This window comes from Nocardia sp. CDC160, assembly GCF_035818795.1.
Classification (GTDB): Bacteria; Actinomycetota; Actinomycetes; order Mycobacteriales; family Mycobacteriaceae; genus Nocardia.
In genome coordinates, this window is record NZ_JAYKYT010000003.1 from 1,011,269 (window position 1) to 1,037,166 (window position 25,898).

Consider the following 25,898-nt stretch of genomic DNA (forward strand, 5'->3'; position numbering starts at 1 on the left):
CGTCGGTGCCCGGGCGTACCCTCGCAACCATGTGCCGCAACATCCACACCCTGCACAACTTCGAGCCGCCCGCCACCCCGGACGAGGTGCACGCGGCCGCCCTGCAATACGTCCGCAAGATCAGCGGAACCACCAAACCCTCCCAGGCCAACCAGGAACCCTTCGACCGCGCCGTCGAGGAAATCGCCGCCGCCACCACCCGCCTCCTGGCCGGTCTCACCACCACCGCCCCACCCAAGGACCGCGAGGTCGAAGCCGCCAAGGCCAAGGCCCGAGCCCAAATCCGCTACGCCCGCCTGAGCTGACCGGGCCCTGGGCATCCCGGCGCGATCTTCTATGCGCCGAGGGAGGTTTCGAGGCGGGAGCCGGTGCGGCCGCGGATGACGTGGAGGCGGCTGGGGATACGTTGGCGCATTTCGTCGACGTGGCTGACGACGCCGACCACGCGGCCGCCGGAACGGAGTTCGTCGAGGACGCCCATGACGGAGTCGAGGGTGTCGGCGTCGAGGCTGCCGAAGCCCTCGTCGATGAACAGGGTGTCCATGACCAGGCCGCCGGATTCGGCCGAGACCACGTCGGCCAGGCCGAGGGCGAGAGCCAGGGACGCCATGAAGGTTTCGCCGCCGGAGAGGGTTTTGGCGGGGCGGATGGCGCCGGTGTAGTCGTCGCGGATGTCGAGGCCGAGGCCGCCGCGGCGACCGCGCGGGCCCGCCGCGTCGGTGTGGACGAATTCGTAACGGCCGCCGGACATCCGGCGCAGACGCACCGATCCGGCCACCGCGACCTCTTCCAGACGGGCGGCCAGCACATACGAGCGCAGGGACATGCGGCGGTTGTTCTCACCACGACCCGCCACCACCTCGGCGAGGCGGGCCAGCTCGTCGTGAGCGCGCTGCAACGGGGCAATGCGATCCACGGCCGCCCACAGCTGTGAGCACAGCTTCTCGAGGTCGTCGACGCGGCGGGTGGCCTCGGCGTGCGCGGCGACGGCGCGGGCCAACTCCGATTCCGCCTGTGCCACAGCCTTTTCCAGCTCGTCGAGAGCGCCGGGCTCGGCCTCACCGACGGCCTGGATCTCGGGTTCGGCCAGCACCGCCTCGGCGTGGGCGCGGGCCCGGTCGGCGGCGACCAGTTCCTCTTCGATGGCGGCTTGCTCCGCGGCGGTGCGCGAGGCGGCATCGACCGCTTTGGCGTATTCGCCGAGCACGGCGTAATCCGGGCCGGACTCCCCCATGACCGGCGGTGCGGAATCCACCAAACCCGCGTCGTAGGACAGCTTTTCGACCCGCATGGCCGCCGCGGCCACCTGTTCGCGGGCGGTGGCCGCCTCGACCCGGGCGGTACGCACGGCCGTGGCCTCCTCCACCAGCGCCACCAGCCGCGCCCGACGCCGCTCGACGGTGCCGTCCGCACCGGCCGCCGCCAACAGCCGCTCGGTGAGCTCGGCCAGCCGCCGATCGGTAGCGACAATCCGCTCCAGCGTTGCGCTGCCCCGGCTTTCACACTCGCGCGCCTCTTCCTGCACGCGAGTCTGATCCGCCCGCAGCTTGTTCAGCTCGGCGGTGAGCGTGTCGACCAGCCCGGCCGCCTGCTGCGCCTCGGTGTACCGGCGAGTCGAATCATTCAGCGCGGCAGCGAGTTCCGCCTTGTCGACATCGCCGCCCCGCTCGACCAATACCTCGACGGCCCGCTCCAACTCGGCCACCGCCTGCCCGGCCCGTTCCCGCTCGGCCTCGGCCTCGCGCTCGGCGGCCAGGGCGGCGTCCTCATCCTCCTTGGACACCGCGTGATCGGTCGGCTGCGCCGGATTCGGATGCGCGAGCGACCCGCACACCGCACAGGGCTCGCCCTCCACCAACGCACCCGCCAGCTCCGCCGCCATCCCCGCCATCCGCTGCTCCCGCAGCGACTGCGTCCGCTTCCACGCCTCCGCGTGCGCCGTGCGCGCCCGCTCGAACGCCCCGCTCGCCCGGGTCAGCTCGCTACGCCGCTGTTCGAGCTCCACGGCCGCTTGGGCGGACGTGCGCAACCGCTGGCATTCGGCCTCCAGCCCCGGCAAGGCGGCAGCCGCGTCGGCGGCCCCGCGCAGCCGAACCTCGACCCCCGCAACGGTTTCCGGCAGTTCTGCCAGCCGCCGGGCCAGCTGCGCGGCGCGCGCGTCCACCTCGGCCTGTTCGGCCCGCAACCCGGCCAACTCCCGCGTCAACCGAGTCGCCGACTCCGCGTCGGCCCGCACCTCATCGAGCGCACCCATCTGCGCACTCCAACTCTGCACGGCGGTCTCGAGACCAGAGGCACGACCGACCGGAGAGGTCGGCGTAGCCCCGAGGTCGGCGGTACCCATCCCGGAAGGACCTGCACCGCCGAGCCGGTCGCGCCCGGACGATCGAGCGGGAGCGAACTGGCTGCCGCCATGACCCAACTCGGCATCGACCGACTCTTCCCTGTCGGCCGGTGCGGGCATTCCCAAGGCGGCGAAGCGGCCAGGGTCCTCCGTCGCTAGATCCTCCAGATCCATCGCGAACTCTGTGTCGGCGAGCTCGGCCGCGGCCAGATCTGCTGCGGCCCAGGCTGTTCCGGGGAGTTCCGCGCTGGCGGGTTCGAGGAGGCGGTCGGCGAGTTGTTCGGCGGCGCGGGTGGCTTCGTCGGTGCGGCGGCGGAGGGTGACGGCGGCAGCGCGGGCCTCGGCGAGGGCGGTGGCGACCGGTTCGGCGCGGCGGGCGCGGTCCAGTTCGGTGTGGCGGGCGGTGCGGCGGTCGGCGGTGGCGGCGAAATCGGCGAGTTGGGTGCGGGCCGCGGTGCGGCGGCGGTACAGGTCGTGGCGGCGGCGCTCGGCCTCGGCGGCAGCGCGCACGCGGGACGAATCCTGTTGACGCTGGGCGAGATCGGCGGCGGTCTCGGTGACGTGGGTGCGGGCGGCGGCCAGCAGGGACTGGGACCAGCCGACCGATTCCAGGGAGCTGACGGTCTCGGTGGCGGGCAGGCCCGCGGCGGTGCCGACCTGGGCGATGAGGCGGTCTATGCCCTGCTTACGGGTGTCGAGGTCGGCGGCTCCGGCGCGGCGCTTGTCGATGAGCCATTGCTCCGCGGTGCCGAAACGCTCGGTGTCGAAGAGCTTTTCGAGCAGCTTCTCGCGATCCTCGTTGTCGGCCCGCAGGAATCGCGCGAAGTCGCCCTGCGGCAGCAGCACCACCTGGAAGAACTGGTCGGCGCTCATGCCGAGCAGGCGCAGCACCTCGTCACCGATATCGGGAATGCGGGACAGGTTCTGGCCGCGCCCGTCCAACCACTCCAGTGTGGCGACCGAATTCTCCTTGACCCAACCGGATTTGGCCCGCTTGCTCGGCCGCTGGAATTCCGGCGACCGAATCAACCGCAACCGCCGACCGCCGATCGTGGCCTCCAACAGCACCCGCGGGGGCGTCTGCTCATCCGCGTGATCCGAATGCAGCCGCTTGCTCTCCCCCCGCGCCCCGGGCACGCTCCCGTACAACGCGAAGGCAATCGCATCGAGCACCGTGGTCTTCCCCGCCCCGGTCTGCCCGTGCAACAAAAACAGCCCATCGGCCCCAAGCTCGTCGAAGTCCACCACCGCGGTCTCCGCGAACGGCCCGAACGCCGTCAGCTCCAACCGATGCAGCCTCACGCAGCGTCCCCTTCCCTCAACGCCACACCCCATCCAACAGCGCGACGCGCTCCGGCCTCGGCAGGACACGCCGAAACACCCTGCGTCCCAAGAGCAGAGCCCCGCACAACTACGCGTGCGCGGTTATCCCGGCGCACGCGATCATTCCGACTCACGCGGTCATCCCACCGACCGCACCATCCGATTCGCCCGATTCCAACCCGAATTCGGCCATATCGAACAGCCCGAGCGCCGCATCCGCGTCGGCGGCATCGACCCCGCGCACCGACCCGTCGAACCCGGCGGCGCTGACCACCCGCTCCGCCTCGGCCGCACCGGGAGCCACCCGATCGCCGAGATCCTCCCCATCCGTCTCCGTGACAACCGCACGCGCCACCGGCAAGACCGCGTCCGCGGCGACCGGATGTAGTCCGCTCCGAGCGACGTCGGCGGTCTCGTTACCGGCAGGAGCGGCGACCGGGTCACCAGCGGACGCGGGAACGTCGTCGCCCGCGGGCGCGGCAGTACCTTTCGCGGCGGAAATCCGGAGGGGGCCGTCCTTTTCACGGGTGGCGGCGGAGAGGGCGCGTTCGAGCCAGGTCAGCTCGCCCGGGGTGGGGGTGCCGCGGACGTCGGTGAGGAAGCTCTGGGCGATCTCGGTGTCGCGGCGGCCGTGCACCCGCTCGCGGTAGCGGAGTTCCGGATTGCCTTCGGGGCGCTGCCATTCCACGTGGACGGCGTGCGGGAATCGCTCGCGCAGGCGACGGAGGGCGTCCACGGGGCGCGCCTCGTCGGTGAGGGTGGCCGAGACATAGTGGGATTCGGCCTCGGCGTGCTCCGGGGATTCCAGGAGGTCTTCGAGAGGGCCCACGAGTTGCGACAGGCCGCGCACCACGGGGAGTTCCCGCCGCCGCACGTCGGCCAGACCCGAGGCGTCCAGATCGACGATCCACACCGCCTTGCGATGCGAGCGCTCGCCGAACGAATACGGCAGCGGCGAACCGGAATACCGCACCGACTCGGAGAGCGTCTGCGGCGAGTGCAGATGCCCGAGCGCCACGTAGTCGATCCCGTCGAATGCCGCCCGCGGCACGGTCTCCACCCCGCCCACGGAAATGGACCGCTCGGATCCGGTGGCCTCCCCGCCCACCACGAAGGCGTGCGCGAGCACCACCGAGCGGGTCCCGGCCCGCTCGGCCAGATCCGCGCGCACCCGTCCCATTGCCGCGTCCAGGATCTCGGCGTGCGAACGCGCCTGCGGCACGCCCAATTCCACCCGGGTGATCTCCGGTTCCAGGTACGGAATCCCATAGAACGCGATATCCCCGAACTCGTCGGCGAGCACGACCGGCCGCGCCACATCCGCGATCCGACACCGCAAATGCAATCCGCCCGCCGCAGCGAAACTCCCGAGCGCCCCCAACCGAGTCGGCGAGTCGTGATTGCCCGATGTCGCGACAATCACGGCCCCCGCCGCCCGAATTGCCTCGAATCCCCGATTACACACCGCAATCGCATCCGCACTGGGAATGGAACGGTCGTACACATCCCCCGGCAACACGACCACATCCACCCCCTCGGCCGCCACCAATTCGGCAATGGCCCGCAACGAGCACTCCTGATCGGCCAACAGGTCGACACCGTGAAAGGTGCGCCCGATATGCCAGTCGGAGGTGTGCAGGATCCGCATGCCGAAGAACGCTAGGCGATTGCCCCGACAAATTCATCCGCCCTCGGCGCGTCAAGGGGAACTTCGCACCCAAAGACGCCGCACCGGTGCCGGATTCACATCTTTGTCGGTGGCATGCGGCACTATCTCGTGCCATGACCGCACCGATGCTGTTCGCGCTGCTTTTGGTGTTCGTTTCAGGGCTGGCCGTGGGGTGGCTGGGGCATGCCGCGCGGGCGGGGCAGCGGGCGGCGGTGGCCGAGGCGAGATTGGCGGCCATGCGGGACAACGAGCGATTGTTGCGGCAGTCACTCGGGGCGGCGAGTGAGGATGCGGCGCGGCGACAGTCGCATGCCATCGGGTCGCTGGTGGAACCGCTGCGGGAGGCGGTGGGGAATTTGAACCGGCATATCCAGGAGGTCGAGCACAACCGCATCAACGCGTATTCCGGCCTGCGCGAACAGGTCGCGGGCATGCAGCGGACCTCGCACCAGTTGTCCACGCAGACCGGCCAATTGGTGGCCGCCCTGCGCGCGCCCCAGGTGCGCGGCCGCTGGGGCGAGATCCAGCTCGAGCGCGTGGTCGAGCTGGCCGGTATGACCAAGCACTGCGATTTCGACACCCAGGTCACCCGCCGCGGCGACACCGTGGTGCGCCCGGACCTGGTCGTGCGCCTGTCCGGCGGCCGCCAGCTCGTGGTCGACGCCAAGGTGCCGTGCACCGCCTACCTGGACGCGGCCGCCACCGAGGACCCGCGTGAGCGCGAGGGTCACCTGGCCCGCCACGCCCGGCATCTGCGCAACCACGTGGATCAGCTCGCCGCCAAGGAGTATTGGGCGGCCTTCGACCCCTGCCCCGAATTCGTGGTGCTGTTCGTCCCCGGTGACCCGTTCCTGGACGCCGCGTTGAACACCGACTCCGGATTGCTCGAATACGCCTTCGGTCGCAATGTGGTCCTCGCGACGCCGACCACACTCATGGCCCTGCTACGCACGGTCGCGCTGGGCTGGCGGCAGGAGGCGATCTCGGAGGACCTGGCGCTGGTACAGCAGCTGGGCCGCGAGCTCTATACCCGACTCGGCACCACGGGCCGCCACCTGGACCGGTTGGGCTCGCAGCTCGGCAAGGCGGTCGACGCCTTCAACCACACCGTCGCCTCGGTCGAGTCGCGGGTCATGGTGACCGCGCGGAAGCTGCACGATCTGGATATCGCCGACGCCCCGGTGCCGGAGATCCATCCGGTCGAATCGTGGCCACGGGCGGTCGGTTTCGCGGGTGAACAGCGGTTCGGCACCGGCGGCGAACAGCGGTTCGGAGCCGGGGCCGATCATCGTTTCGGCGCGGACGGGGGCGATGCCTGAGCAACCGCTTGGTCTCCGCGCAGTTGCGCAATAGCTATCACCGGGTTCGTGCGATTCCGCATACCCGCGTGATGTCGCCTGCCTCGCGAAACACCGATATGCCTTAGTGTGCTTGACGTGGCAGTTACCCAACGCGAGCGAACCGAGGTGCCCCCGTCGCACCGTTCGATCCTGCCGTCGGTTCCCGGCGTCCCGGCCGGAGCCGCGGTACTGATCGCCGTGACGTGCACGTTCATCGGGTTCCTGATCGATGCTCGCGGTGGTGACGACCTCACCGGCACCTTCGCGACCCTGTACGTGATCGGCTGTGTGCTGGCCGTGCTCGCGGTCCGCTACCGGGGTCTGTTCACCACGCTGGTGCTGCCGCCGCTGCTGCTGTTCCTCGCGGTGCCGCTGTGCTACCAGCTCCTATTGGGGTCCGCCGGAAGTCTCAAACTGAAGGACATCCTGCTGAACCTGGCCATCCCCCTGGTGAATCGGTTCCCCACCATGGCCGTGGCCACCGTCCTGGTGCTGATCATCGGCGCGGCCCGCATCGCCCTGCACCGCCGCGAGAGCAAGGCCACCGGCGGAGAGCCGCGCAAGCCCCGCGCCCGCACCACCCGCCCGGCCGCCGCCCGCGGCCAGCGCACCCGCTCCACCGATCCCAAGGACCCGGCCAGACGACGCTTCCGTCCCGCCGCGGACACCACCACCGACACGCCCGAGCCCGATGCCGCCCGCCCGTCCCGCCGCGCCACCGGCCGGGTCGCCGCCGGACCGCCGCGGGTAGGCGCGGACCGCCAGCCCGGCGAGGGCCGCGTCGGCCGCCGTCGCCGCGCCCAGGACCCGGATCAGGCCGCCGCCGACCGCACTCCGGGTGCGCCCGAGGGCCGCCGCCGCGCCCCGCGCCCCGACCAGAACGGCAGCGCCCCGGCCGGTGGCCGTCGCCGCGCCCAGTACGGCGATCCGGTCCCCCATGGCGAACGCGGCGCGGCACCCACCGGCGAGCGCCGCGCCGCCCGCGCGGACCGTCCGCGCACCGGTGAGCGCCGGGCCGTCCCGACCGACCGCCGCGCCGCCCCGCCCGAGCCGACCGAGGGCCGCCGTCGCCGCGCGCAGAGCCCCGAGCAGGCCGCCGCCCGCGGCACCGAGCGGCACGCCGCCCCCGAGCGCACCGCAGCACCCGAGCGCACCGCGGCCCAGCCCGAGGGTGGCCGTCGCCGTCGCGCGCAGCCGGGTGAGGTGCCGCCGCACCCCCGCCCGAATGTGCGCTATCGCGAACGCGATTCGGGCCGCATCGAGCGTTGAAGCTCGGCGACTCACGAGCGTTACGCACCGTAGATTTCCGGCAATCCGGGAATATCACACGAAATAAGATCACCCGGATAGCAATTCGCGCCCTCCACATCGAATGTGGAGGGCGCGAATCCGTTCGAACGGGATGCTAAGCCCGCGCGGCCCGCAGCTCCCGCGGCAGCGCGAAGACCAGCGTCTCATTGGCGGTGGTCACCGGCACGACCTCACCGAACCCGTGCTCCGCCAACAGTTCCAGCACACCCTCCACGAGAATCTCCGGAACCGACGCGCCGGAGGTGACACCGACGGTGCGCACCCCTTCCAGCCACGCGGTATCGACCTCGCGCGCGAAATCCACCAGGTGCGCCGCCCGCGCACCGGCGCTGAGCGCGACCTCGACCAGCCGCACCGAATTCGAGGAGTTGCGCGATCCGACCACGATCACCAGATCGCATTCGGGAGCCATGGCCTTCACCGCGGTCTGGCGGTTGGAGGTGGCGTAGCAGATGTCATCGCTCGGCGGATCCTGCAGCTTCGGGAAGCGCTGGCGCAGCCGGTTGACCGTCTCCATGGTCTCGTCCACCGACAGCGTGGTCTGCGAGAGCCAGATCACCTTGTTCTCATCGCGCACGGTGACGTTGTCCACGGCGTCGGGCCCGTCCACCAGCTGCACGTGGTCGGGCGCCTCACCCGCGGTGCCCTCGACCTCCTCGTGGCCCTCGTGCCCGATGAGCAGGATGTCGAAGTCGTCGCGCGCGAAGCGCTTGGCCTCCTGGTGCACCTTGGTGACCAGCGGGCAGGTGGCGTCGATGGTGTGCAGGTTGCGTGCGGCGGCGGACTCGTGCACCGCCGGGGAGACACCGTGGGCCGAGAACACCACGAGCGCGCCCTCGGGCACCTCGTCGGTCTCGTCGACGAAGATCACACCGCGCTCGCGCAGCGTTTCCACCACGTGCCGGTTGTGCACGATTTCCTTGCGGACATAGATGGGGGCGCCGTGCTTTTCGAGCGCCTTTTCCACTGTTTCGACCGCCCGGTCCACACCGGCGCAATAGCCGCGCGGTTCCGCGAGCAGGACTCGCTTGGGTGCGTCGGCATCACCCGCCGCCGACCGGACGATTCCGACGTTCAAAGGGATAGCCGAGGACATGGCACCAAGAATACGTGTGGCTCTCCGCGCGCATTCGGCCGGAGGCTAGGGTCACAATCACTTTTCGTGCCCGCTCACCTTTGCATCACACCGCGTTTCGGGCAGGCTAGGGGCATGTTCCGACCTCCGTTCCTGGCCCGGGTCGCCGCCGGGGCTGCCGTCTATGCCCTCGAGGAAACTCGTCGGCTACCGACCACCGCAATCAATTTCCCGATCACCGCGATCAGCCAGATGCTGCAGACCACCATGCACCTCCAGCAGTTCGTGACCAGCCTCGCTCTCAAGGGCGACGCCGTATTCGACCGCCTGCTCAACCAGCCGGAGGAGCAGCCCGCCTGGGCCACCTTCGACGAGGATGAAGACGACGAGCAAACGCCGAGCTTCGCCTCCGATTCGGTACGGCAGAGCCGTTTCGACCTCTTTACGGACGCCGAACCGGCCGTCGAAGAGCCCGCCACGGAGCCCGAACCGGCCGAATCCGAACCGGTAGTCGCCGAATCGGCCGCGCAGGAGGCAGCCGAATCGGAGGCCTCCGAAACCCCGGCCGCCGCACCGTCTTCCACCGCCTCGACCAACGGCCACAACGGAAACGGCAGCGCCGTCGCCGAACCCGAAGTCGCAACCCGCTTCGGCTACGCGGACCTGAGCATCGCGCAGCTGCGCGCTCGCCTGCGACAGCTGTCGGTGGAGGATCTGGCCGCCCTGCTCGCCTACGAACAGCAGACCCAGGACCGCGCTCCGTTCGTCACCATGCTGACGAACCGGATCGCCACGGTTAACAGCAACTCTCGTTGAGTAACAACAACTCTCGTTGACGCTCAGGGGCTTCGCCCCTGAAACCCCTCGAGACTCTCAGGGCTTCGCTCTTGAAACCCTCGAGATTCGACCAGCGCCGGTCGGCCAGGAATCATCCCGGGCGACCGGCGACTTCGTTCACGGGACTCGCGCGAATGGGCACCGCGTGAGTCCCGTCGCCGGTTCTGCTCCGGTCTCAGCGCGGCAGCAGCGCGCGGAACAGGCCCGTCACCGTGCCGCGCAGGAAGTTCTCCCAGCTGAAGTGGTCGTGCCACAGCGAGATTCGGCCGTCGCGGAATTCGAAGGTGCCGCAGACCCAGAAGGAGATCTCCACCGGCCCCATGCGCAGGTAGTCGGTGCGCTCGGTGAGGACGGTGCCGTCCTCGGCCGCCGCGATGTGATGCATATCGGCGCGGAAGCCGAAGCGCGGACTGTTGAGCTGGGTCAGGACCCAGCGGACGCGATCGACGCCCCGGATATCCGGGAGCGAGGTGTTCTTCCAGACAATGCCCGGATCGACCAGGTCCAGGGCTTCGTCGACGATCTTCATTTCCATCGCGGCGAAGAACTCGCGGACCGTGGTGACCGGATCCTGCTTCAACTCGGGTAGCTCGGACATGAGCCGAGAGTAGGCCGAACTCGACCCGGGGAGAAGGAATTACGCGGACTCGCGACGCGCCGCGATCAGCGTGCCGAGGCCGTCGAGAATGCGGTCGATGCCGAAGGTGAGCGCACTGCCCTCGGTGTCGTCGGGCTTGCCGCCCATGGACGCCGCGAAGGCCGCGATGGCATGCGGGAAGCGCTCGGCCTGGGCCGAGAGCACCTCGCCGAGTTCCCGCGCGAGCTGCTCCTCGGCGGGATCATCGCCCGGGGAGGCCACGGTCTGCAGCGCGATGGCACGGGCATGGCTCAGCAGCAGGACGACGGTGTCGAACTGTTCGGAGACGCTCAACCCGGTATCGGCGAGCACGGTCAAAGCCGCGTCCACCCAGGCCAATTCATTGGGTCCCATGGGACGAATGCCGGTGGCCACCTCGTGGGCCCACGGGTGCGCGCGCACCCGCTCGTAGAAGGCCTCGGTCCACGGGCGCAGGTAGGCGCGCCACGGCTCCGGTGAATCGGCCTGGATCGCCTCGATTGTCGGCGGTTCGCGCAGCGCGCTGTCCAGCATCAGCGCGGTGAGTTCGGTGCGCCCGGGGATGTAGCGGTACAGCGCCATCTTGGCGCAGCCCACCCGTTCGGCCAGCCGCGCCATGGATAGGTTGGCCAGTCCCTCGGCATCGGCGAGCTCGATGGCCTCGCCGACGATGCGCTCCAGCGTGAGGGAGGGTTTCGGCCCACGACGCGGGCGGTCGGGAGTGCCCCAGAGCAGTTCGAGGGTGGTCGGTGAAGGCATGGTCGCCATCCTTCCGGATTTCGGGGTTGACACGAAACTGCGTCCACCATACTCTAATAACCATCAACAGCGTCCATCGGACGCAGTTACCGAAGGAGTCACCGCCATGCGCAACACCACCGTCCTCATCTCCGGAGCCAGCGTCGCCGGACCCGCCCTCGCCTACTGGCTCAACCGCTACGGCTTCCAGGTGACCGTGGTCGAGAAGGCCCCGGCCCTGCGCACCGGCGGGCAGGCCATCGACTTCACCGGCGAGACCCACATGACCGTGCTCGAGCGGATGGGCGTGCTCGACGACATCAAGCGGCGGCAGACCGGCAAGACCGACTGGGTCCTGATCGACGAGAGCGGCACGGAACAGGCCGTCATGTCCGGCGACTTCCTCGGCGGCGATATCGAGATCCTGCGCGGCGATCTGGCCGAGATCCTCTACCGCCGCACGGCGGGAGAATGCGAATACCTGTTCGGCGACACCGTCACCGGGCTGCGGGAGACCGCCGACGGCGTGTATGTCGAATTCCAGAACTCGCCCGCCCGTGTCTTCGACCTCGTCTTCGGCTGCGACGGCATTCACTCACGGGTGCGGAAACTGGCCTTCGGACCGGAATCCGACTTCGTCACGCACGACGGCTACTACTACGCGATCGCGGGGACTTCGGTATGGGAGGGCGCGCCCGAGGGAAATCGCATGCGGGCCCAAGCGCTGACCTGCAATACCCCCGGCCGACTGGCCCAGCTCGGCGGCAACAAGGCCGCGCAGATGTACCTGTTCGCCTCGCCCGAACTCGATTACTCGCGTGACGATTTCGATCAGCAGCGCGCGATCGTGGTGGACCATTTCGCCGGAATGGGCTGGGAGGTCCCGGGCATGCTCGCCGAACTGCCGTACCTGGACGGGTTCTACCTGGACGCCATCGCCAAGGTGAAGATGAAGAATTTCGTGAAGGGCCGCGTCGCGCTGGTGGGTGATTCGGCGCACGGTCACACGCTGAATGGATTCGGCACCGGTTCGGCCATTGTCGGAGCCTATGTGCTCGCCGGTGAATTGGCCGCGGCCGAAGGGGATTACACCGTGGCGTTCGCACGCTACGAGGAAATCATGAAGCGGCTGCTGCGCAAGACCGACGACGCGAACCCGGGGCGGTTCATGGCTCCGCGGACGGCTCGTGGCCTGCGGCTTCGCAATTGGTTCGTGCGCTCACGCGGCTTCAAGATGATGGCGAAGTACGCCGAGAACGCCAAGAACGACATCGATTTGAAGAACTACCCGGAATTGGTGTCGGCGAACTGAGCCGCCGGATGGGTCCTGGCGTGGATATGGCGGCCGATCCGCCGCCATATCCACCGACCGCGATGTTCAAACAATGACACCCAGAGTCGTCAGGACGTCGACGAGTCCCACGAAGCCGAGGCCCGCCAGTGCGATAGCAAGTGCGATCAACATTGTTCTTTCCTTTCCTGGATCATCCGCAGTTGCGGACACTCAGCTAATCGCGCGCAATGAGTGACCCGTTTCACAGAAAATCCAAAATCGGAAAAGTTGGCTCCCGATCGGGGGCCTACTACTTTTTGTCGTCGACCTGCGCCATCGACAGCACATCCAAACGCCGGTCGAGTTCCTCGACGGACAGTTTGTCGCCGATCAAACCCCGGTCGATGACGGTCTGCCGGATCGTCTTCTTCTCTTTCAGCGCCTGCTTGGCAACCGCCGCCGCCTCTTCGTATCCAATGGCGGAATTCAGCGGTGTCACGATCGACGGCGACGATTCCGCAAGTTGTTTCAGGTGCTCGACATTCGCCACCAGACCGACAATGCACCGATCGGCGAACAACCGAGAAACATTGGCCAGCAGGCGAATCGATTCCAGCACATTGCGGGCCATCATCGGAATGTAGACATTCAATTCGAACGCCCCGTTGCCGCCGCCCCAGGCAATGGCCGCGTCATTGCCGATGACCTGCGCGGCCACCTGCGTAACCGCTTCCGGCAGCACCGGATTCACCTTGCCGGGCATGATCGAGGAGCCGGGCTGCAGATCCGGCAGCTGCAATTCGCCCAGGCCGGTCAGCGGACCCGAACCCATCCAGCGAATGTCATTGGCGATCTTGGTCAAACTGATCGCCACGGTGCGCAGTGCGCCGGACAGCTCGACCAGCCCGTCGCGGGCGGCCTGCGCCTCGAAATGGTCACGCGCCTCGGACAAGTGGTCCAGGCCGGTCGCCTTCGCCAGTTCCGCAACGACTTTCGCGCCGAACCCGGCGGGTGCGTTGAGCCCACTGCCCACCGCGGTGCCGCCGATGGCCAGCTCACCCACCCGCGGCAGGGTGGCCAGCAGGCGTTCGATGCCCGCGCTCACCTGCCGGGTGTAGCCGCCGAACTCCTGGCCCAGGGTCACCGGGACGGCGTCCATGAGGTGGGTGCGGCCGGACTTGACCACCGACTTCCACTCGTTCGACTTGTCCAGCAGCGCCAGCCGCAGATGCTCGAGCGCCGGGACCAGATCCTTGACCACGGCCTCGGTGGCCGCGAGATGCGTTGCGGTGGGGAAGGTGTCATTCGACGACTGCGACATGTTCACGTCGTCGTTGGGGTGCACGGTCACGCCGTCGCGGGCGGCGATGCTCGCGATCACCTCGTTGGCGTTCATGTTCGAGCTGGTGCCGGAGCCGGTCTGGAACACATCGATGGGGAACTGGTCGTCGTGCCGACCGTCCGCGATCTCCTGCGCGGCGGCAATGATGGCGTCCGCCTTGGTCTTGTCCAGCAGCCCCAGGTCCCGATTCACCGCCGCGCAGGCGGCCTTCAACAGGCCGAGCGCGCGAATCTGGGCGCGCTCCAGGCCCCGTCCGCTGATCGGGAAGTTCTCCACGGCGCGTTGCGTCTGCGCTCGCCACAGGGCGTCGACGGGGACGCGAACCTCGCCCATCGTGTCGTGCTCGATCCGGTATTCGGTCTCGGTCATGATTTCGACCCTATGCCCGCCGCGAACCCCGTGGGGGTGCCACGCCTGAGGGAATCAGCACACCGCGCGCCGGGAATACGGGTGTGGCCGGGCAGTCGGTCGACTACCCGGCCACACAAGGCTTTTCGCCGATCAGGGCAGCGGAGTCAATCAGGGCAGCGGCGGGGTGGCGTGCTCGTCGCCGATGAAGTCGACCGAGGCGTATTCCTTGAGCTTGGTCAGGCGGTGGTAGGCGTCGATCATGCGGACGGTGCCGGACTTGGCGCGCATGACGATGGACTGGGTGTACGCGCCGCCGCCGTAGTAGCGCACGCCCTTGAGCAGATCGCCGTCGGTGACGCCGGTGGCACTGAAGAAGACGTCGTCGCCGGAGACCAGGTCGGTGGTGGACAGAATGCGGTCCAGGTCGTGGCCCGCGTCGATGGCCTTCTGCTTCTCGGCGTCGTCCTTGGGGGCGAGCCTGCCCTGCAGCGCGCCGCCCAGGCAGCGCATGGCGGCCGCGGCGATGATGCCCTCGGGGGTGCCGCCGATGCCGATGAGCATGTCGACGCCGGATTCCGGACGGGCACAGGCGATCGCGCCCGCGACGTCACCGTCGGAGATGAGGCGAATGCGGGCGCCCGCGTCGCGCACGGCCTTCATGTGCTCGGCGTGCCGGGGACGGTCCAGGATGCAGACCGTGAGGTCGGAGACCGCGGAGTTCTTGGCCTTGGCGACCCGGCGTAGGTTCTCCGCGATCGGGGCGGATAGGTCGATGACATCGGCGGCGTCCGGGCCGACGGCGATCTTCTCCATGTAGAACACGGCCGAGGGATCGAACATGGCGCCGCGCTCGGCGACCGCCAGCACGGAGATCGCGCCCGGGGAGCCCTTCGACATCAAGGTGGTGCCGTCGATCGGGTCGACCGCGAAATCCAGTTCCGCGCCGGTGCCGTCGCCGACCAGCTCGCCGTTGTAGAGCATGGGCGCTTCGTCCTTCTCGCCCTCACCGATCACCACGATGCCGCGCATGGAGACGGTGGCGACCAGCTGCCGCATGGCGTCCACGGCCGCGCCGTCGCCGCCCTCCTTGTCACCCCGGCCGACCCACCGGCCCGCGGCCATGGCCCCGGCCTCGGTGACCCGGACCAACTCGAGAGCTAGGTTGCGGTCCGGCGCCTCTCGGCGGCTGGATGCGGTCATGACGGGAGCCTCCTTGGTCGGTTACTGCTGCGTGAATTGTCGCATTGCGGTTTCCCACCTCCGGCACGTACTTACGTTTCGCGACACCGTGAGCTCGGTCGCACCCGCGGCCCGTGGATACTTGGGGACGTGTCGTACCAAAAGCCGCGCACTCAGCACGACTACAAGGACCTGTTCTGGTCATTGGCTCCGCTGGTGCTGATCTGCCTGGTCATCGCGGGCATCGCAAGTCAGTGCTCGTTCTCCACCGGAGGTCCGACCCAGGGCGCCATCCCGAAGTTCGACGCCAAGGCGGCACTCACCGACGACGCGCGACTCATGTCGTTCCCAATCCGGTTGCCCGCGCTGCCGGATCAGGACCCGAACAAGTGGACGCCGAACTCGGGCAGCCACGACACCATCACCGGGAACGGCGGCGGCGACACCAGCACCGTCGGGTTCATCACGCCCGAGGGCACGTACATGCAGCTGACGCAGTCCAATGCGTCGGTGGACGCGCTGGCCAAGAAGTACGCGAACGGCCGCGCGCCCTCCGGATCCGAGGTGCGCGCCGACCACAAGTGGACGGTCTATGCCGAGCAGGGCTCGGAACCGGCGTGGATCACCGACTTCGGTGATGTGCGGGTGCTCATCAAGGGCGCGGGCAATGCCAACGCCTTCAATACGCTCTCGACCGCCGTGGGCCAGGCCCAGCCGCTGCCGCGCGGCTGAGTTCCCCTCTGCCCCGGGGGTACCGCCTACTCCTGCGAGTCGCGGTGGGCCAGGGCGTCTTCGACGCGCTTGCGGGCACCGGCGAGATGCTGCTCACACCGGTTGGCGAGGGCCTCACCGCGTTCCCACAGCGCGAGCGAGTCGTCCAGATCCATGCCGCCCTGCTCGAGCATCTTCACGACATTGACCAGTTCGTCGCGGGCGCGCTCGTAGCCGAAGGTGGCGATCTCGGCGCGGTCGTCGGTCGTCTCGCTCATGAAGCGTCCTTTCGGGTGGGAGCCAGGGATTGCGCGCCGAGGGCGGCGGCGGTGATCGCGCCGTCGGCGACGCGGATGCGGAGCTGGGTGCCGGGCGGGGAGTCCTCGATGGCCCGGACCACTTCTCGATCCTTGCCATTGACGCGTTGGACCACCGCGTAACCGCGGGCCAGCGTCGCGGCCGGACCCACCGCCGAGAGCTTTTCGCGCAGGTGGCGGGTCGTGGTGGATTCGACCATGAGGTGGTGGTCGATGGCGCGCCGGGCCGCGGTGCGCAGCCGCTCGATCTCGTCGCGACGCTGATCCAGCAGTCGCAGCGGGTCGGCGAGGACCGGGCGGGAACGCAATTGGGCCAGGGCGCGGGACTCGCGATCGACCCAGCCGCGCAGCGCGGCGGCGGCGCGGGAGCGAAGTTCCTGCAGCAGCGCGGTTTCGGCGGCCGCGTCGGGGACGATGCGCTTGGCGGCGTCGGTGGGTGTCGCGGCGCGCAGGTCCGCCACATAGTCCGAGATCGGATTGTCGGGCTCGTGTCCGATGGCGCTCACGATCGGGGTGGTGGCGGAAACGATGGCCCGGCACAGGGTTTCGTCGGAGAACGGCAGCAGGTCCTCCACGCTGCCGCCGCCGCGGGCCAGCACGATCACATCCACCTCGGGATTCGCATCCAGCGCGGCAATGGCCTCGAGGATCTGCGGGACCGCGGTCGGACCCTGCACGGCGGTATTGCGAATCTCGAAGCGCACCGCGGGCCAGCGCTGCGTGGCGACGGTCACCACATCGTGTTCGGCGGCGCTGGCGCGGCCGGTGATGAGGCCGATCCGATTGGGCAGGAAGGGAATCGGGCGCTTGAGCCGCGGATCGAACAGGCCCTCGGCGGCCAGCAGCGCCTTCAGCCGCTCGATGCGGGCCAGCAGCTCACCGATGCCGACCGGGCGAATCTCGGTGACGCGCAAGGACACCGTGCCGCGGCCGGTGAAGAACGAGAGCTTGCCGTAGACGACGACCCGACTCCCCTCCTGCAGCGGCACCGCGGCATTGCGCAGCAGGTCCGGGTCACAGGTCACCGACAGCGACATGTCCGCGGCCGTATCCCGCAGCACCAGAAAGGCGGTGCGGGTGCCCGGGCGGAGGTTCATCTGGGTGATCTGGCCTTCCACCCACACCGCGCCCAGCCGGTCGATCCACTGCGCGACCTTCATGGAGACGGTCCGCACCGGCATCGGGTTCTCGGCGGAGGAGCTCGGCGGCTTCGCGGGCGTCTCGGTGGTCACCACACCGATTCTTGCAGTGACCACCGACGCATCCGCCGGTACCCACACCGAGCTCTGGAAACAGAGTCACCGGGCTCCGGAAAGCGCGACGCCCGCGGCGGTTTCGCAGCGGGCGTCGGCATCGAGACCACGCTGAAAAACGTGGGAGTCGAGGGTCAGGGGCGCAGGTGGGCCAGTTCGGCCCGGGCCTTCTCGCCCTCCTCACCGAAGTCGGTGCGGGTGAAGATGTTCCACTGCTCGAGCAGGGGCCCGAAGACCAGTTCGGGTTCCTTGGCGCGGTCGTAGATGCCCGCCTCGGCGAGCACCTCATCGCTGGTGCGGCCGTCGGCCAGCTGGACCGTCGGCACGTGGAAATCGGCAATGCGGTCGGCAATGGCGCGCACGGTCTGATCGGGGGCCAGGTCGAGCGCGGCCGAGACCAGATTGGCGAAGAAGACGGTCTGCAACTCGTCGTCGGCGGCCAGGCGGTCGGCGATGGTGGCGACGACGACATCGTCGGCCACGCGCGCGGTGGTCCGGTGGCGCACGGCCGCGGCGGCCTCCTCGAAGGCGCTGGCGGCCAGGACCTCGAGCAGCCGCATGGCCGGTCGGCGGAACCCGGCGGTCATGTGGGCCATGCGCATTCGCTCGAGTTCGATCGGGTCGACGGCGCGGGTCACCATGAGGTAGTTGCGGATGAGAATCTCGTGCCGGTTCTCCTCCGCGGTCCAGCGGCCGACCCAGCGCCACCACTGACCGGTGCGCAGGTACTTGCCGAGCTCGCGGTGGTAGGCGGGCAGGTTGTCGGCGATCAGCACGCTGACCGTGAGCGCGGTCTTGGCGACCTCGCTGAGCTCGGATTGCGTCGGATCCCAATCGGTTCCGCCGAGGAAGGCGAAGTTGCGGCCGTCGTCCCACGGCACGTAATCGTGGGGCTGCCACTCGGCGGCGACGGCGATGTGCCGCGCGAGGTTCTTCTCCACCTCACCCGCGAGCGACTCCAGCAGGTCCCGATCCGACAAAGCGTTCTGCACGCAGACAACCTAGCGGTAATCCGGCAACCATGGTGACCTTCGCCCTGTATTGCCATCGGCTATGACCCGGACTGGATCCGAGAGACCCTCGTGACAACCGGTTTCGTGACCGAGGGCCAGCTCCCCGGGCATGTCGGGAATTGGCTTCCGACGGCCCGGGGAGGCGGTGCCGCTACTTCTCGGTGACAGTGATCTTGTTGTCGACCCAGGTGATGGAGCCGCCGCTGAAATCGCTCTGCTTGCCGCCGGGGATGTCGAACTCGTCGCTGGTCGGGTAGCCGAGTTTGCCGCTCGGGCCGCCGTCTTCCTCCCAGGCCTTGCGGATCTCGCCCCACACCACGTGGGTGCCGTGCACCGAGCTGGCGTAGATCGCCCCGCCGGTGAACTCCTGGACCGAGCCGCCGTCGGGCGCGTCCTTGGCCGGACCGGTCGGCAGGCCGAGCGGGCTGTTGGCCCCGCCCATCTGCTCGTACTTTTCGAGAACCGCTCCGCTGAGGGTGATTTCACCATTGGGAGTGGAGATCTTCGTTTCGGCGGTATGGGTTTGTGAGGCCGCCGTGGTGGTCGTGGATGACGAGGAGTTCTTGTCCTTGTCGTTGCACGCCGCGCCGAGTGCGGTCACAACCGCGAGCGCCGCGATGATGCCAGCCGTGCGTCGAGCGAAATGGTGCATGGTCCAACCTCCCGACTGAATGTCATTCGAGCTGAATTGATTCGGGCTGAATTGATTCGGGAACCGCGGCCGAGCTGGAATTTCACCGAAAACTACCCTGCCGCCGAAGGGTTGAAACACACGCCACAAAGATCGCCCGGCCGGAGGGCGAGTCGCTCTCCGGCCGGGCGGGTCCTACCTGACCTCAGGAGTTGGGACCGAACTCCTCCAGCATCTCCGTCACCAGTGCCGCGATCGGCGACCGCTCACTGCGGGTGAGGGTCACGTGCGCGAACAGCGGGTGCCCCTTGAGCTTTTCGATCACGGCGGCCACGCCGTCGTGCCGTCCGACCCGGAGGTTGTCGCGCTGGGCGACATCGTGGGTGAGCACCACCCGCGAACCGCTGCCCAGTCGGCTCAGCACCGTGAGCAGCACATTGCGTTCCAGGGACTGCGCCTCGTCCACGATCACGAAGGAGTCGTGCAGCGAGCGGCCGCGAATGTGGGTGAGCGGCAGCACTTCCAGCATGCCGCGCGCCTGCACCTCCTCCATCACCTCCGGGCTGGCCAGCCCTTCCAGGGTGTCGAAGACGGCCTGCGCCCACGGCCCCATCTTCTCGCTCTCGGAGCCCGGCAGATAGCCGAGCTCCTGTCCACCCACCGCGTAGAGCGGACGGAACACCACCACCTTTCGATGCGAGCGGCGTTCCAGCACCGCCTCGAGCCCGGCGGTAAGCGCCAGCGCCGACTTGCCGGTTCCGGCCCGGCCGCCGAGCGAAACGATGCCGACCGACTCGTCCAGCAGCAGATCCAGCGCGATGCGCTGCTCGGCCGAGCGGCCGTGCAGCCCGAACGCCTCCCGGTCGCCGCGGACCAGCTGCACCCGCTTGTCCGGCGTCACCCGGGCCAGTGCGCTGCCGCGCGGGCTCAGCATGCGGATCCCGGTGTGGCAGGGCATGTCCCGCGCCTCGTCGAGATCGATGACGGTCTCGGCGTAGAGCTTGTCGACGACGGTCGTCGCGACCTCGAGTTCCACCATGCCGGTCCACCCGGAGGTGACCACGTCCTGGGCGTGATACTCGTCGGCCTGCAGGCCCACCGAGCTCGCCTTGACGCGTAGCGGAATGTCCTTGGACACCAGCACGACCCGCTGCCCCTCGGCGGCCAGGTTGAGCGCGCAGGCCAGGATGCGGGAATCGTTGGTGTCCGTGCGGAATCCGACGGGGAGGACATTCGGGTCGGTGTGGTTCAACTCCACCTGGAGTGTCCCGCCCTGGGTGCCGACCGACACCCGCTGATCGAGCCGACCGTGTGCCAGACGCATGTCGTCCAGCATGCGCAGGGCCTCGCGAGCGAACCAGCCGAGTTCGTGGTGATGGCGTTTGGCCTCGAGTTCACTGATCACGACCAGCGGCAACACCACGTGGTGCTCGCCGAATCGGGTCAGCGCCCAAGGATCGGACAGCAGCACCGACGTGTCGACTACGAAGGTTTTCGGTCCGGAATCGGACTGCGAGGCGCGAACTCCCGTTTTTTTGGACGTCCGGCCCTGGTCAGGGCCTGCGTCCCCGGTGGGAGCGGTAGCGGAGCGTGCATCAGTCACGGTGGGCTCCTTTGCCACTCGCGCGGCACCGCGCGAGCGTTCTCGCTGGGCCGGTCAGCCTTGGGGTCGTACGACCCGAGGGCCGGGTACCGGCCCCCTCGCACTGAGTTGCTCAGTCACGATCAGGACCTCCCGTACGAGCCACACCTACGCGGCCCGCACTCCCGACGCTACCGCCGAAATCGCGATCCGGCTCCCCGACTGTCGGGCGCATTGGTGAAGATCGCGTTAACGCCTGTCCGCTCTGGGTGTTTCGCGCAATTCCTCGATCAACACCGGAACGTGACTGTGCTCGGGGTCCTTTGTCGCCGTGACCAGCGTCAACGGCCCCTCGGCGGCCTCCTGGCGCAGACGCGCCAAACCTTGTCGGGCGGCGTGGTCGGTGAGTTCGATTCGATACTTCCGTTCGAACTCCGCACGGCGTGTCTCCGGATCCGCGTGATACCACTTCCGCAGCTCGTTCGACGGGGTCACCTCCTTGACCCAGTCATCGATGCCCGCCTGCTGTTTGCTGATCCCGCGCGGCCAGAGCCGATCCACCAGCACCCGCCGACCGTCGGCCGCGTCGGGGGCGTCGTACACGCGCTTGACCCGGTACCTCGGTTGCTGTGCCATGTCCTCCATTACAGTCGAGCCCATGGCCGAAACCGCGGATCTGGCAACCCTCCCCACCAAGGAACTACACGACCGTGCCGTGAAGCTGGCGGCCCGGCGCGGTGACATCAAGTTCCTGTGGGAACTGCTGAAGTCCATCCCGGGCGCCGAGGTCGCCGCGGGCAACCAGGGCGAGGGCGAGGTCGACATCTGGAACACCGCGGCCCTGCTCGACGACTACTTCCACGCGGGCGAGGGCGAGATCGGGGAGGTGCTGCGCCCGATGTACCTCGACTACCTGAACAAGCACGCCTGAGTTCACCGCCAATGTCCTTGCGGCACAGTCCCGTCACGGCCCTAGACTCGGGGCATGACCGCCGATGCCGCGCCCGAGCTGGTCGTCTACCGACGCCCGGGCTGCCCCTACTGCATGCGCATGCGCCGGGTGCTCAACCGGCACGGCATCGTCCACCGCGAGGTCGACATCTGGGCGGACCCGGAGGCGGCGGCCTTCGTGCGGTCGGTGGCGGACGGCAATGAGACCGTGCCCACGGTGGTATTGCGCGACGGCAGGTCCGAACGAAACTGGGTGAATCCGCATCCCAAGCAGCTGATCTCGACCGTGACCGCGGACGCGCCGGAACTCACCGGCGGGCCGCGCAAGTTCTGGCCGTTCTAGCCCGGGGAATAGCTCCCCGCCCCTCGACGTTGGTTGACGCGTCACCAACTTTTTCGGACGAGGAGGAGCGCTCATGGCGGCGACTACGACGGTTCCGCGGAAGGTCGACCGCGTCCGGACCAAGGCGATGGGCGGGCCGACCGATCAGGTCGACAACAACGCGCTGGTCATCGCGCCCGACGACATCACCCGGACGGACCCGTTCCTGCTGATGGCCGAGGACTGGTTCTCCACGCCGGGCTTCGAATGGCATCCGCACCGGGGACTGGAGACGGTCACCGTGGTGCTCGACGGCGTCCTGGAGCACGGCGACAGCCTGGGGCACGCCGGTGCGCTGGAACCGGGCGACGTGCAGTGGATGACCGCCGGACGCGGAATCATTCACCGCGAGTTGGCATTCCGCAACGAGCACGCGCACACGCTGCAGCTGTGGCTGAATCTGCCAGCGGACAAGCGGATGGTGGACACCCGCTATCAAGATGTGCGGCAGGCGGATCAAGCCCGCGTCGAAGCGCCCGGAGTGCTCGTGCGAGTCGTGTCGGGCAAGGCGGGTACGGTCACCGGACCGGCCGAGAACCATTGGCCCATCACGGGTCTCATCGTGACACTGGAGCCGGGGAGCGGCTACACCCCGATCCTGCCCGCGGCGGATCGGGCGTTCGCCTACGTCATCGAGGGCGAGGCGAGCATCGGCGGCACGACGGTTTCCGAGGGCCGGATCGCCTGGTCGGATCCGACGAGCGGCTCCGACGCGAGCAGCTTGGAGTTGCGCGGCACCGATCCGGAACGGCCGACGACGGTCATGCTGTTCTCCGGCAAGCCGATTCGCGAACCGGTCGTCTTCGGCGGCCCCTTCGTCATGGGCAGTCGCGACGAGATCGAGCAGGCGTTCCTGGACCTGCGCCGCGGCAAGTTCGGGCAGATCCCCCGCCTGGCTCGCCTGTAGCCGATCAGGGGCGGAGCACGATTTTGCCGCGGGTGTGGCGGCGTTCCAGGTCATGGAAGGCGTCGCGCACCTCGGCGAGGGGATAGGTTGCGGCGATGGGGATTTCGAGGTGGCCCGCGGCGATGAGGTCGGCGAGTTCGGCCACCACGTCGATGGTGTCGGCGGCCGCGGTGCCCTCGAATTTGACCCCGAAGCGGCGGACGGCGTCGATATCGATGATGGTGTCGATGCGCTCGGGTTTCACGCCGAGATCGATGGCCAGTTCGACGTAGCCCGAACCGTAGGTGTCGATGAAGGCGTCCAGTCCACCCGGCGCGGCGGCATGCAGACGCTCGGCCAAACCGTCACCGTAAACGACTGGAATCACGCCTTTTTCGCGCAGCCAATCCTGGTTCGAGGGACCAGCGATGCCGATCACGGACGCGCCGCGCTCGCGAAGCAATTGCACCACAATGGATCCCACGCCACCGGCCGCGCCGGAAACACCCACCACATCACCCCGGCCCGCCTCGACCGCACGCACCGCCGCCAAAGCCGTTGTGCCCGCGACGAAGAGCGCACCCGCCGCATCCCAGGGCACCGCCTCGGGCTTGGGTGTCACCTGATCCGCCGGAACCCGCACATGCGTCGCATGCGAGGCGCGCTCGTTGGTGAACCCGATGACCTCGTCCCCCACCGCGATCGCGCTCACCCCGTCCCCGACCTCCGCCACCCGCCCGGCGAAATCACTGCCCTGCCCCGACGGGAACGTGGTCGGCCACCGGTCGCGCAACGCCCCGGACCGAATGGCCGCCTCCCCCGGATTGATCCCCGCGCTGATGACCCGCACCACCACCTCCCCGGCCCGCGCGTGCGGTTCCGGAATTTCCACGACCCGCAGCACATTCTGATCGCCGTACTCGTCGAACCTGACCGCCTCGGCCATGACCACTCCTCCTCCGTAGACGCTTCATCCCCAGAGGAGTTCCACCTGACACCCGGCTGACACCGATCGCCCGAGATCGAGGATGTGATGTCGCCTCGTCATCCCGGCATGCTGCCTCGTCATCGGCGCAATGAGCTGCTGCGGATTCCGGGCACCGAGAAGGTCAATACACCCACCACGCGGCCAAGATCGCGGCCAGCACCGCTGATTCGGTCAGCTTCCCCGCAAAGGCGAGAGCCCGCCGCGATCGTGGGATCGCGGCGGGCTCTTCGTCTTTCGGCGGAAGGGTCAGCCGAGCAGCTTCCAGTCCTCGAGACCGTCGTAGAGCGGGAACTCCTGGGCCAGCTTGGAGACCCGCTGACGCAGGGAATCCAGGTCGGCGGAGCCGGTCAGGGCGGCGGCGATGATCTCGGCGACCTCGGTGAACTGCTCGTCGCCGAAGCCGCGGGTGGCCAGCGCCGGGGTGCCGATGCGCAGGCCGGAGGTGACCATCGGCGGGCGCGGGTCGAACGGAACGGCATTGCGGTTCACGGTGATTCCGATTTCGTGCAGGAGGTCCTCACCCTGCTGGCCGTCGAGCTGCGAGTTGCGCAGGTCGACCAGGACCAGGTGCACATCGGTGCCGCCGGTGAGCACATTGACGCCCTTGGCCTGGGCGTCGGCCTGGGTCAGGCGCTCGGCGATGATCTTCGCGCCGGACAGGGTGCGCTGCTGACGCTCGGCGAACTCGGCACCGGCCGCGATCTTGAAGGCCACGGCCTTGGCGGCGATGGCGTGCATGAGCGGACCGCCCTGCTGGCCCGGGAACACCGCGGAGTTCAGCTTCTTGGCGAACTCCTCCTTGGCCAGGATCAGGCCGGAGCGCGGGCCGCCGAGGGTCTTGTGCACGGTGGAGGACACCACGTGCGCGTGCGGGACCGGCGACGGATGCAGGCCCGCGGCAACGAGTCCCGCGAAGTGCGCCATATCGACCCACAGGTACGCACCGACCTCGTCGGCGATCTCGCGGAAGGCCGCGAAGTCCAGGTGCCGCGGGTACGCCGACCAACCGGCGACGATCACCTTCGGGCGGGTCTCCTTGGCCAGCTTGCGCACCTCGTCCATGTCGACGCGGTGGTCTTCCTTGGAGACGCCGTAGGCGTGCACCTCGTACAGCTTGCCCGAGAAGTTCAGGCGCATGCCGTGGGTGAGGTGGCCGCCGTGCGCGAGGTCCAGGCCCAGCAGCTTCTCGCCCGGGGTCATGAGCGCGTGCAGCACCGCGGCATTGGCCTGCGCACCCGAATGCGGCTGCACGTTGGCGTATTCCGCGCCGAACAGTTCGGTGACGCGGGCGCGGGCCAGATCCTCGACGATGTCGACGTTCTCGCAGCCGCCGTAGTAGCGGCGACCCGGGTAGCCCTCGGCGTACTTGTTGGTGAGCACGCTGCCCTGCGCCTGCAGCACCGCGCGCGGCACGAAGTTCTCCGAGGCGATCATCTCGAGGGTGTCGCGCTGGCGAGCGAGCTCGCCGCCCATCGCGGAAGCGACTTCGGGATCGAGTTCGGCGAGGGACTGGCTGTTGACAGAGGCGCTCGTCTGGGTCACGCCGCCGAGTCTATTGTCCGATGCGGACGCGCCGATCAAGGGGTTGTGTGTGTCGCTCATGGCGCAGCACCTCCGTCTTCCGGGTACCCCGAATGTGATCGGGGATCGCCAGGCACCCAGGCGCGCGGTGCCGGACTTCGGTGCTTCCCGGTGGTTACTTCCACCTCGAGTGCGCCAGTCGCGGTCCGCCCATCCTAGTACGAGCCCGATCAACGCGGTCCGCGCGGGCAAGTCGGGCAGCGCA

At 68.6% G+C, this 25,898-nt stretch carries 23 protein-coding genes, 1 pseudogene and 1 riboswitch; of the genes and pseudogenes, 9 read left to right on the top strand and 15 right to left on the bottom strand.

Going from position 1 to position 25,898, the window contains the following annotated elements; all coding sequences use genetic code 11:
• Positions 1–29: 29 nt before the first annotated feature.
• The gene (locus VMT40_RS19315; RefSeq protein WP_326306439.1) at positions 30–305 is read left to right on the top strand and encodes a DUF2277 domain-containing protein; all 276 of its coding nucleotides are present in this window, start codon (positions 30–32) and stop codon (positions 303–305) included.
• A 29-nt stretch (positions 306–334) separates the two neighbouring features.
• Here VMT40_RS19315 and VMT40_RS19320 read toward each other — a convergent pair whose 3' ends face one another.
• Both VMT40_RS19320 and VMT40_RS19325 read right to left on the bottom strand, forming a co-directional pair.
• The gene (locus tag VMT40_RS19320; protein ID WP_326359749.1) at positions 335–3,646 is read right to left on the bottom strand and encodes an SMC family ATPase; all 3,312 of its coding nucleotides are present in this window, start codon (positions 3,644–3,646) and stop codon (positions 335–337) included.
• Positions 3,647–4,181: 535 nt separating this feature from the next.
• Positions 4,182–5,315, bottom strand: a pseudogene (locus tag VMT40_RS19325) (exonuclease SbcCD subunit D); the annotation flags it as partial.
• Positions 5,316–5,449: 134 nt separating this feature from the next.
• Here VMT40_RS19325 and VMT40_RS19330 point away from each other — a divergent pair.
• Positions 5,450–6,655, top strand: coding sequence for a DNA recombination protein RmuC (locus tag VMT40_RS19330; RefSeq protein WP_326359751.1), 1,206 nt, complete (start codon positions 5,450–5,452; stop codon positions 6,653–6,655).
• Between the two features lie 117 nt (positions 6,656–6,772).
• Positions 6,773–7,945 carry a DUF6542 domain-containing protein gene (locus VMT40_RS19335; protein ID WP_326359752.1) on the top strand — a complete coding sequence of 391 codons (1,173 nt, stop codon included), beginning with the start codon at positions 6,773–6,775 and terminating at the stop codon, positions 7,943–7,945.
• Between the two features lie 136 nt (positions 7,946–8,081).
• Here VMT40_RS19335 and VMT40_RS19340 read toward each other — a convergent pair whose 3' ends face one another.
• Positions 8,082–9,083, bottom strand: a complete 1,002-nt coding sequence (locus tag VMT40_RS19340) for a 4-hydroxy-3-methylbut-2-enyl diphosphate reductase (RefSeq protein ID WP_326359754.1) — start codon at positions 9,081–9,083, stop codon at positions 8,082–8,084.
• 114 nt (positions 9,084–9,197) lie between these two features.
• Here VMT40_RS19340 and VMT40_RS19345 point away from each other — a divergent pair, with 114 nt between their 5' ends.
• A complete protein-coding gene (locus tag VMT40_RS19345) occupies positions 9,198–9,878 on the top strand; it encodes a lipid droplet-associated protein (RefSeq protein WP_326359756.1) in 681 nt (226 codons plus the stop codon).
• Positions 9,879–10,074: 196 nt separating this feature from the next.
• Here the strand turns inward: VMT40_RS19345 and VMT40_RS19350 are convergent, their stop codons facing one another.
• Positions 10,075–10,497, bottom strand: a complete 423-nt coding sequence (locus VMT40_RS19350) for a limonene-1,2-epoxide hydrolase family protein (protein WP_326359757.1) — start codon at positions 10,495–10,497, stop codon at positions 10,075–10,077.
• Positions 10,498–10,536: 39 nt separating this feature from the next.
• On the bottom strand, positions 10,537–11,274 hold the full coding sequence (locus tag VMT40_RS19355; protein ID WP_326359758.1) for a TetR/AcrR family transcriptional regulator: 738 nt from the start codon (positions 11,272–11,274) through the stop codon (positions 10,537–10,539).
• A 106-nt stretch (positions 11,275–11,380) separates the two neighbouring features.
• Between VMT40_RS19355 and VMT40_RS19360 the strand changes: the two genes are divergently transcribed.
• Positions 11,381–12,565, top strand: coding sequence for an FAD-dependent monooxygenase (locus tag VMT40_RS19360; protein WP_326359759.1), 1,185 nt, complete (start codon positions 11,381–11,383; stop codon positions 12,563–12,565).
• 271 nt (positions 12,566–12,836) lie between these two features.
• On the opposite strand, the gene VMT40_RS19365 is transcribed toward VMT40_RS19360, so the two are convergent.
• Together VMT40_RS19365 and glpX are read right to left on the bottom strand one after the other, a co-directional pair.
• Positions 12,837–14,237, bottom strand: a complete 1,401-nt coding sequence (locus tag VMT40_RS19365) for a class II fumarate hydratase (RefSeq protein ID WP_326359760.1) — start codon at positions 14,235–14,237, stop codon at positions 12,837–12,839.
• Between the two features lie 150 nt (positions 14,238–14,387).
• Positions 14,388–15,419 (bottom strand): class II fructose-bisphosphatase, encoded by a 1,032-nt coding sequence (glpX, locus tag VMT40_RS19370; RefSeq protein ID WP_326359762.1) that lies wholly within the window; start codon positions 15,417–15,419, stop codon positions 14,388–14,390.
• Positions 15,420–15,548: 129 nt separating this feature from the next.
• Between glpX and VMT40_RS19375 the strand changes: the two genes are divergently transcribed.
• A complete protein-coding gene (locus tag VMT40_RS19375; protein ID WP_326359763.1) occupies positions 15,549–16,130 on the top strand; it encodes a DUF4245 domain-containing protein in 582 nt (193 codons plus the stop codon).
• A 26-nt stretch (positions 16,131–16,156) separates the two neighbouring features.
• Here the strand turns inward: VMT40_RS19375 and VMT40_RS19380 are convergent, their stop codons facing one another.
• The 6 genes from VMT40_RS19380 to VMT40_RS19405 form a co-directional block, all read right to left on the bottom strand.
• Complete coding sequence (locus tag VMT40_RS19380) at positions 16,157–16,387, bottom strand: exodeoxyribonuclease VII small subunit (RefSeq protein ID WP_326359764.1); 231 nt, start codon at positions 16,385–16,387, stop codon at positions 16,157–16,159.
• Positions 16,384–17,607, bottom strand: coding sequence for an exodeoxyribonuclease VII large subunit (xseA, locus tag VMT40_RS19385; protein WP_326360258.1), 1,224 nt, complete (start codon positions 17,605–17,607; stop codon positions 16,384–16,386). The genes VMT40_RS19380 and xseA overlap by 4 nt, the downstream gene beginning before the upstream one ends.
• A 206-nt stretch (positions 17,608–17,813) precedes the next feature.
• Entirely contained in the window at positions 17,814–18,671 is an 858-nt protein-coding gene (locus tag VMT40_RS19390; protein WP_326359765.1) for an acyl-ACP desaturase, read from the bottom strand.
• A 172-nt stretch (positions 18,672–18,843) separates the two neighbouring features.
• Entirely contained in the window at positions 18,844–19,344 is a 501-nt protein-coding gene (locus VMT40_RS19395; protein ID WP_326359766.1) for an LGFP repeat-containing protein, read from the bottom strand.
• A gap of 184 nt (positions 19,345–19,528) precedes the next feature.
• Positions 19,529–20,926 (bottom strand): PhoH family protein, encoded by a 1,398-nt coding sequence (locus VMT40_RS19400; protein ID WP_326359767.1) that lies wholly within the window; start codon positions 20,924–20,926, stop codon positions 19,529–19,531.
• A gap of 228 nt (positions 20,927–21,154) precedes the next feature.
• Positions 21,155–21,541: a DUF488 domain-containing protein gene (locus tag VMT40_RS19405; RefSeq protein WP_326359769.1), complete on the bottom strand. Its 387-nt coding sequence runs from the start codon at positions 21,539–21,541 to the stop codon at positions 21,155–21,157.
• 22 nt (positions 21,542–21,563) lie between these two features.
• Here VMT40_RS19405 and VMT40_RS19410 point away from each other — a divergent pair, with 22 nt between their 5' ends.
• The 3 genes from VMT40_RS19410 to VMT40_RS19420 all read left to right on the top strand — a co-directional run bounded on the left by VMT40_RS19410 (position 21,564) and on the right by VMT40_RS19420 (position 23,145).
• Positions 21,564–21,836, top strand: a complete 273-nt coding sequence (locus tag VMT40_RS19410; protein ID WP_326359770.1) for a hypothetical protein — start codon at positions 21,564–21,566, stop codon at positions 21,834–21,836.
• Between the two features lie 54 nt (positions 21,837–21,890).
• Positions 21,891–22,199 carry a glutaredoxin domain-containing protein gene (locus VMT40_RS19415; protein WP_326359772.1) on the top strand — a complete coding sequence of 103 codons (309 nt, stop codon included), beginning with the start codon at positions 21,891–21,893 and terminating at the stop codon, positions 22,197–22,199.
• A gap of 73 nt (positions 22,200–22,272) precedes the next feature.
• Positions 22,273–23,145 (top strand): pirin family protein, encoded by an 873-nt coding sequence (locus VMT40_RS19420; protein WP_326359773.1) that lies wholly within the window; start codon positions 22,273–22,275, stop codon positions 23,143–23,145.
• Positions 23,146–23,149: 4 nt separating this feature from the next.
• Here VMT40_RS19420 and VMT40_RS19425 read toward each other — a convergent pair whose 3' ends face one another.
• Both VMT40_RS19425 and glyA read right to left on the bottom strand, forming a co-directional pair.
• Positions 23,150–24,070 carry an NADP-dependent oxidoreductase gene (locus VMT40_RS19425; protein ID WP_326359774.1) on the bottom strand — a complete coding sequence of 307 codons (921 nt, stop codon included), beginning with the start codon at positions 24,068–24,070 and terminating at the stop codon, positions 23,150–23,152.
• 288 nt (positions 24,071–24,358) lie between these two features.
• Positions 24,359–25,654 (bottom strand): serine hydroxymethyltransferase, encoded by a 1,296-nt coding sequence (glyA, locus tag VMT40_RS19430; RefSeq protein ID WP_326360259.1) that lies wholly within the window; start codon positions 25,652–25,654, stop codon positions 24,359–24,361.
• A 107-nt stretch (positions 25,655–25,761) separates the two neighbouring features.
• A riboswitch (ZMP/ZTP riboswitch) is annotated at positions 25,762–25,846 on the bottom strand.
• Positions 25,847–25,898 lie beyond the last annotated feature (52 nt).

Coding starts and splice junctions, on each gene's coding strand:
- VMT40_RS19425 (WP_326359774.1), bottom strand. CDS start 24,070: ATGGCCGAGGCGGTCAGGTTCGACGAGTACGGCGATCAGAATGTGCTG.
- VMT40_RS19340 (WP_326359754.1), bottom strand. CDS start 9,083: ATGTCCTCGGCTATCCCTTTGAACGTCGGAATCGTCCGGTCGGCGGCG.
- VMT40_RS19410 (WP_326359770.1), top strand. CDS start 21,564: ATGGCCGAAACCGCGGATCTGGCAACCCTCCCCACCAAGGAACTACAC.
- VMT40_RS19345 (WP_326359756.1), top strand. CDS start 9,198: ATGTTCCGACCTCCGTTCCTGGCCCGGGTCGCCGCCGGGGCTGCCGTC.
- glpX (WP_326359762.1), bottom strand. CDS start 15,419: ATGACCGCATCCAGCCGCCGAGAGGCGCCGGACCGCAACCTAGCTCTC.
- xseA (WP_326360258.1), bottom strand. CDS start 17,607: ATGCCGGTGCGGACCGTCTCCATGAAGGTCGCGCAGTGGATCGACCGG.
- VMT40_RS19415 (WP_326359772.1), top strand. CDS start 21,891: ATGACCGCCGATGCCGCGCCCGAGCTGGTCGTCTACCGACGCCCGGGC.
- VMT40_RS19365 (WP_326359760.1), bottom strand. CDS start 14,237: ATGACCGAGACCGAATACCGGATCGAGCACGACACGATGGGCGAGGTT.
- VMT40_RS19350 (WP_326359757.1), bottom strand. CDS start 10,497: ATGTCCGAGCTACCCGAGTTGAAGCAGGATCCGGTCACCACGGTCCGC.
- VMT40_RS19355 (WP_326359758.1), bottom strand. CDS start 11,274: ATGCCTTCACCGACCACCCTCGAACTGCTCTGGGGCACTCCCGACCGC.
- VMT40_RS19395 (WP_326359766.1), bottom strand. CDS start 19,344: ATGCACCATTTCGCTCGACGCACGGCTGGCATCATCGCGGCGCTCGCG.
- VMT40_RS19360 (WP_326359759.1), top strand. CDS start 11,381: ATGCGCAACACCACCGTCCTCATCTCCGGAGCCAGCGTCGCCGGACCC.
- VMT40_RS19420 (WP_326359773.1), top strand. CDS start 22,273: ATGGCGGCGACTACGACGGTTCCGCGGAAGGTCGACCGCGTCCGGACC.
- VMT40_RS19380 (WP_326359764.1), bottom strand. CDS start 16,387: ATGAGCGAGACGACCGACGACCGCGCCGAGATCGCCACCTTCGGCTAC.
- VMT40_RS19405 (WP_326359769.1), bottom strand. CDS start 21,541: ATGGCACAGCAACCGAGGTACCGGGTCAAGCGCGTGTACGACGCCCCC.
- VMT40_RS19315 (WP_326306439.1), top strand. CDS start 30: ATGTGCCGCAACATCCACACCCTGCACAACTTCGAGCCGCCCGCCACC.
- VMT40_RS19330 (WP_326359751.1), top strand. CDS start 5,450: ATGACCGCACCGATGCTGTTCGCGCTGCTTTTGGTGTTCGTTTCAGGG.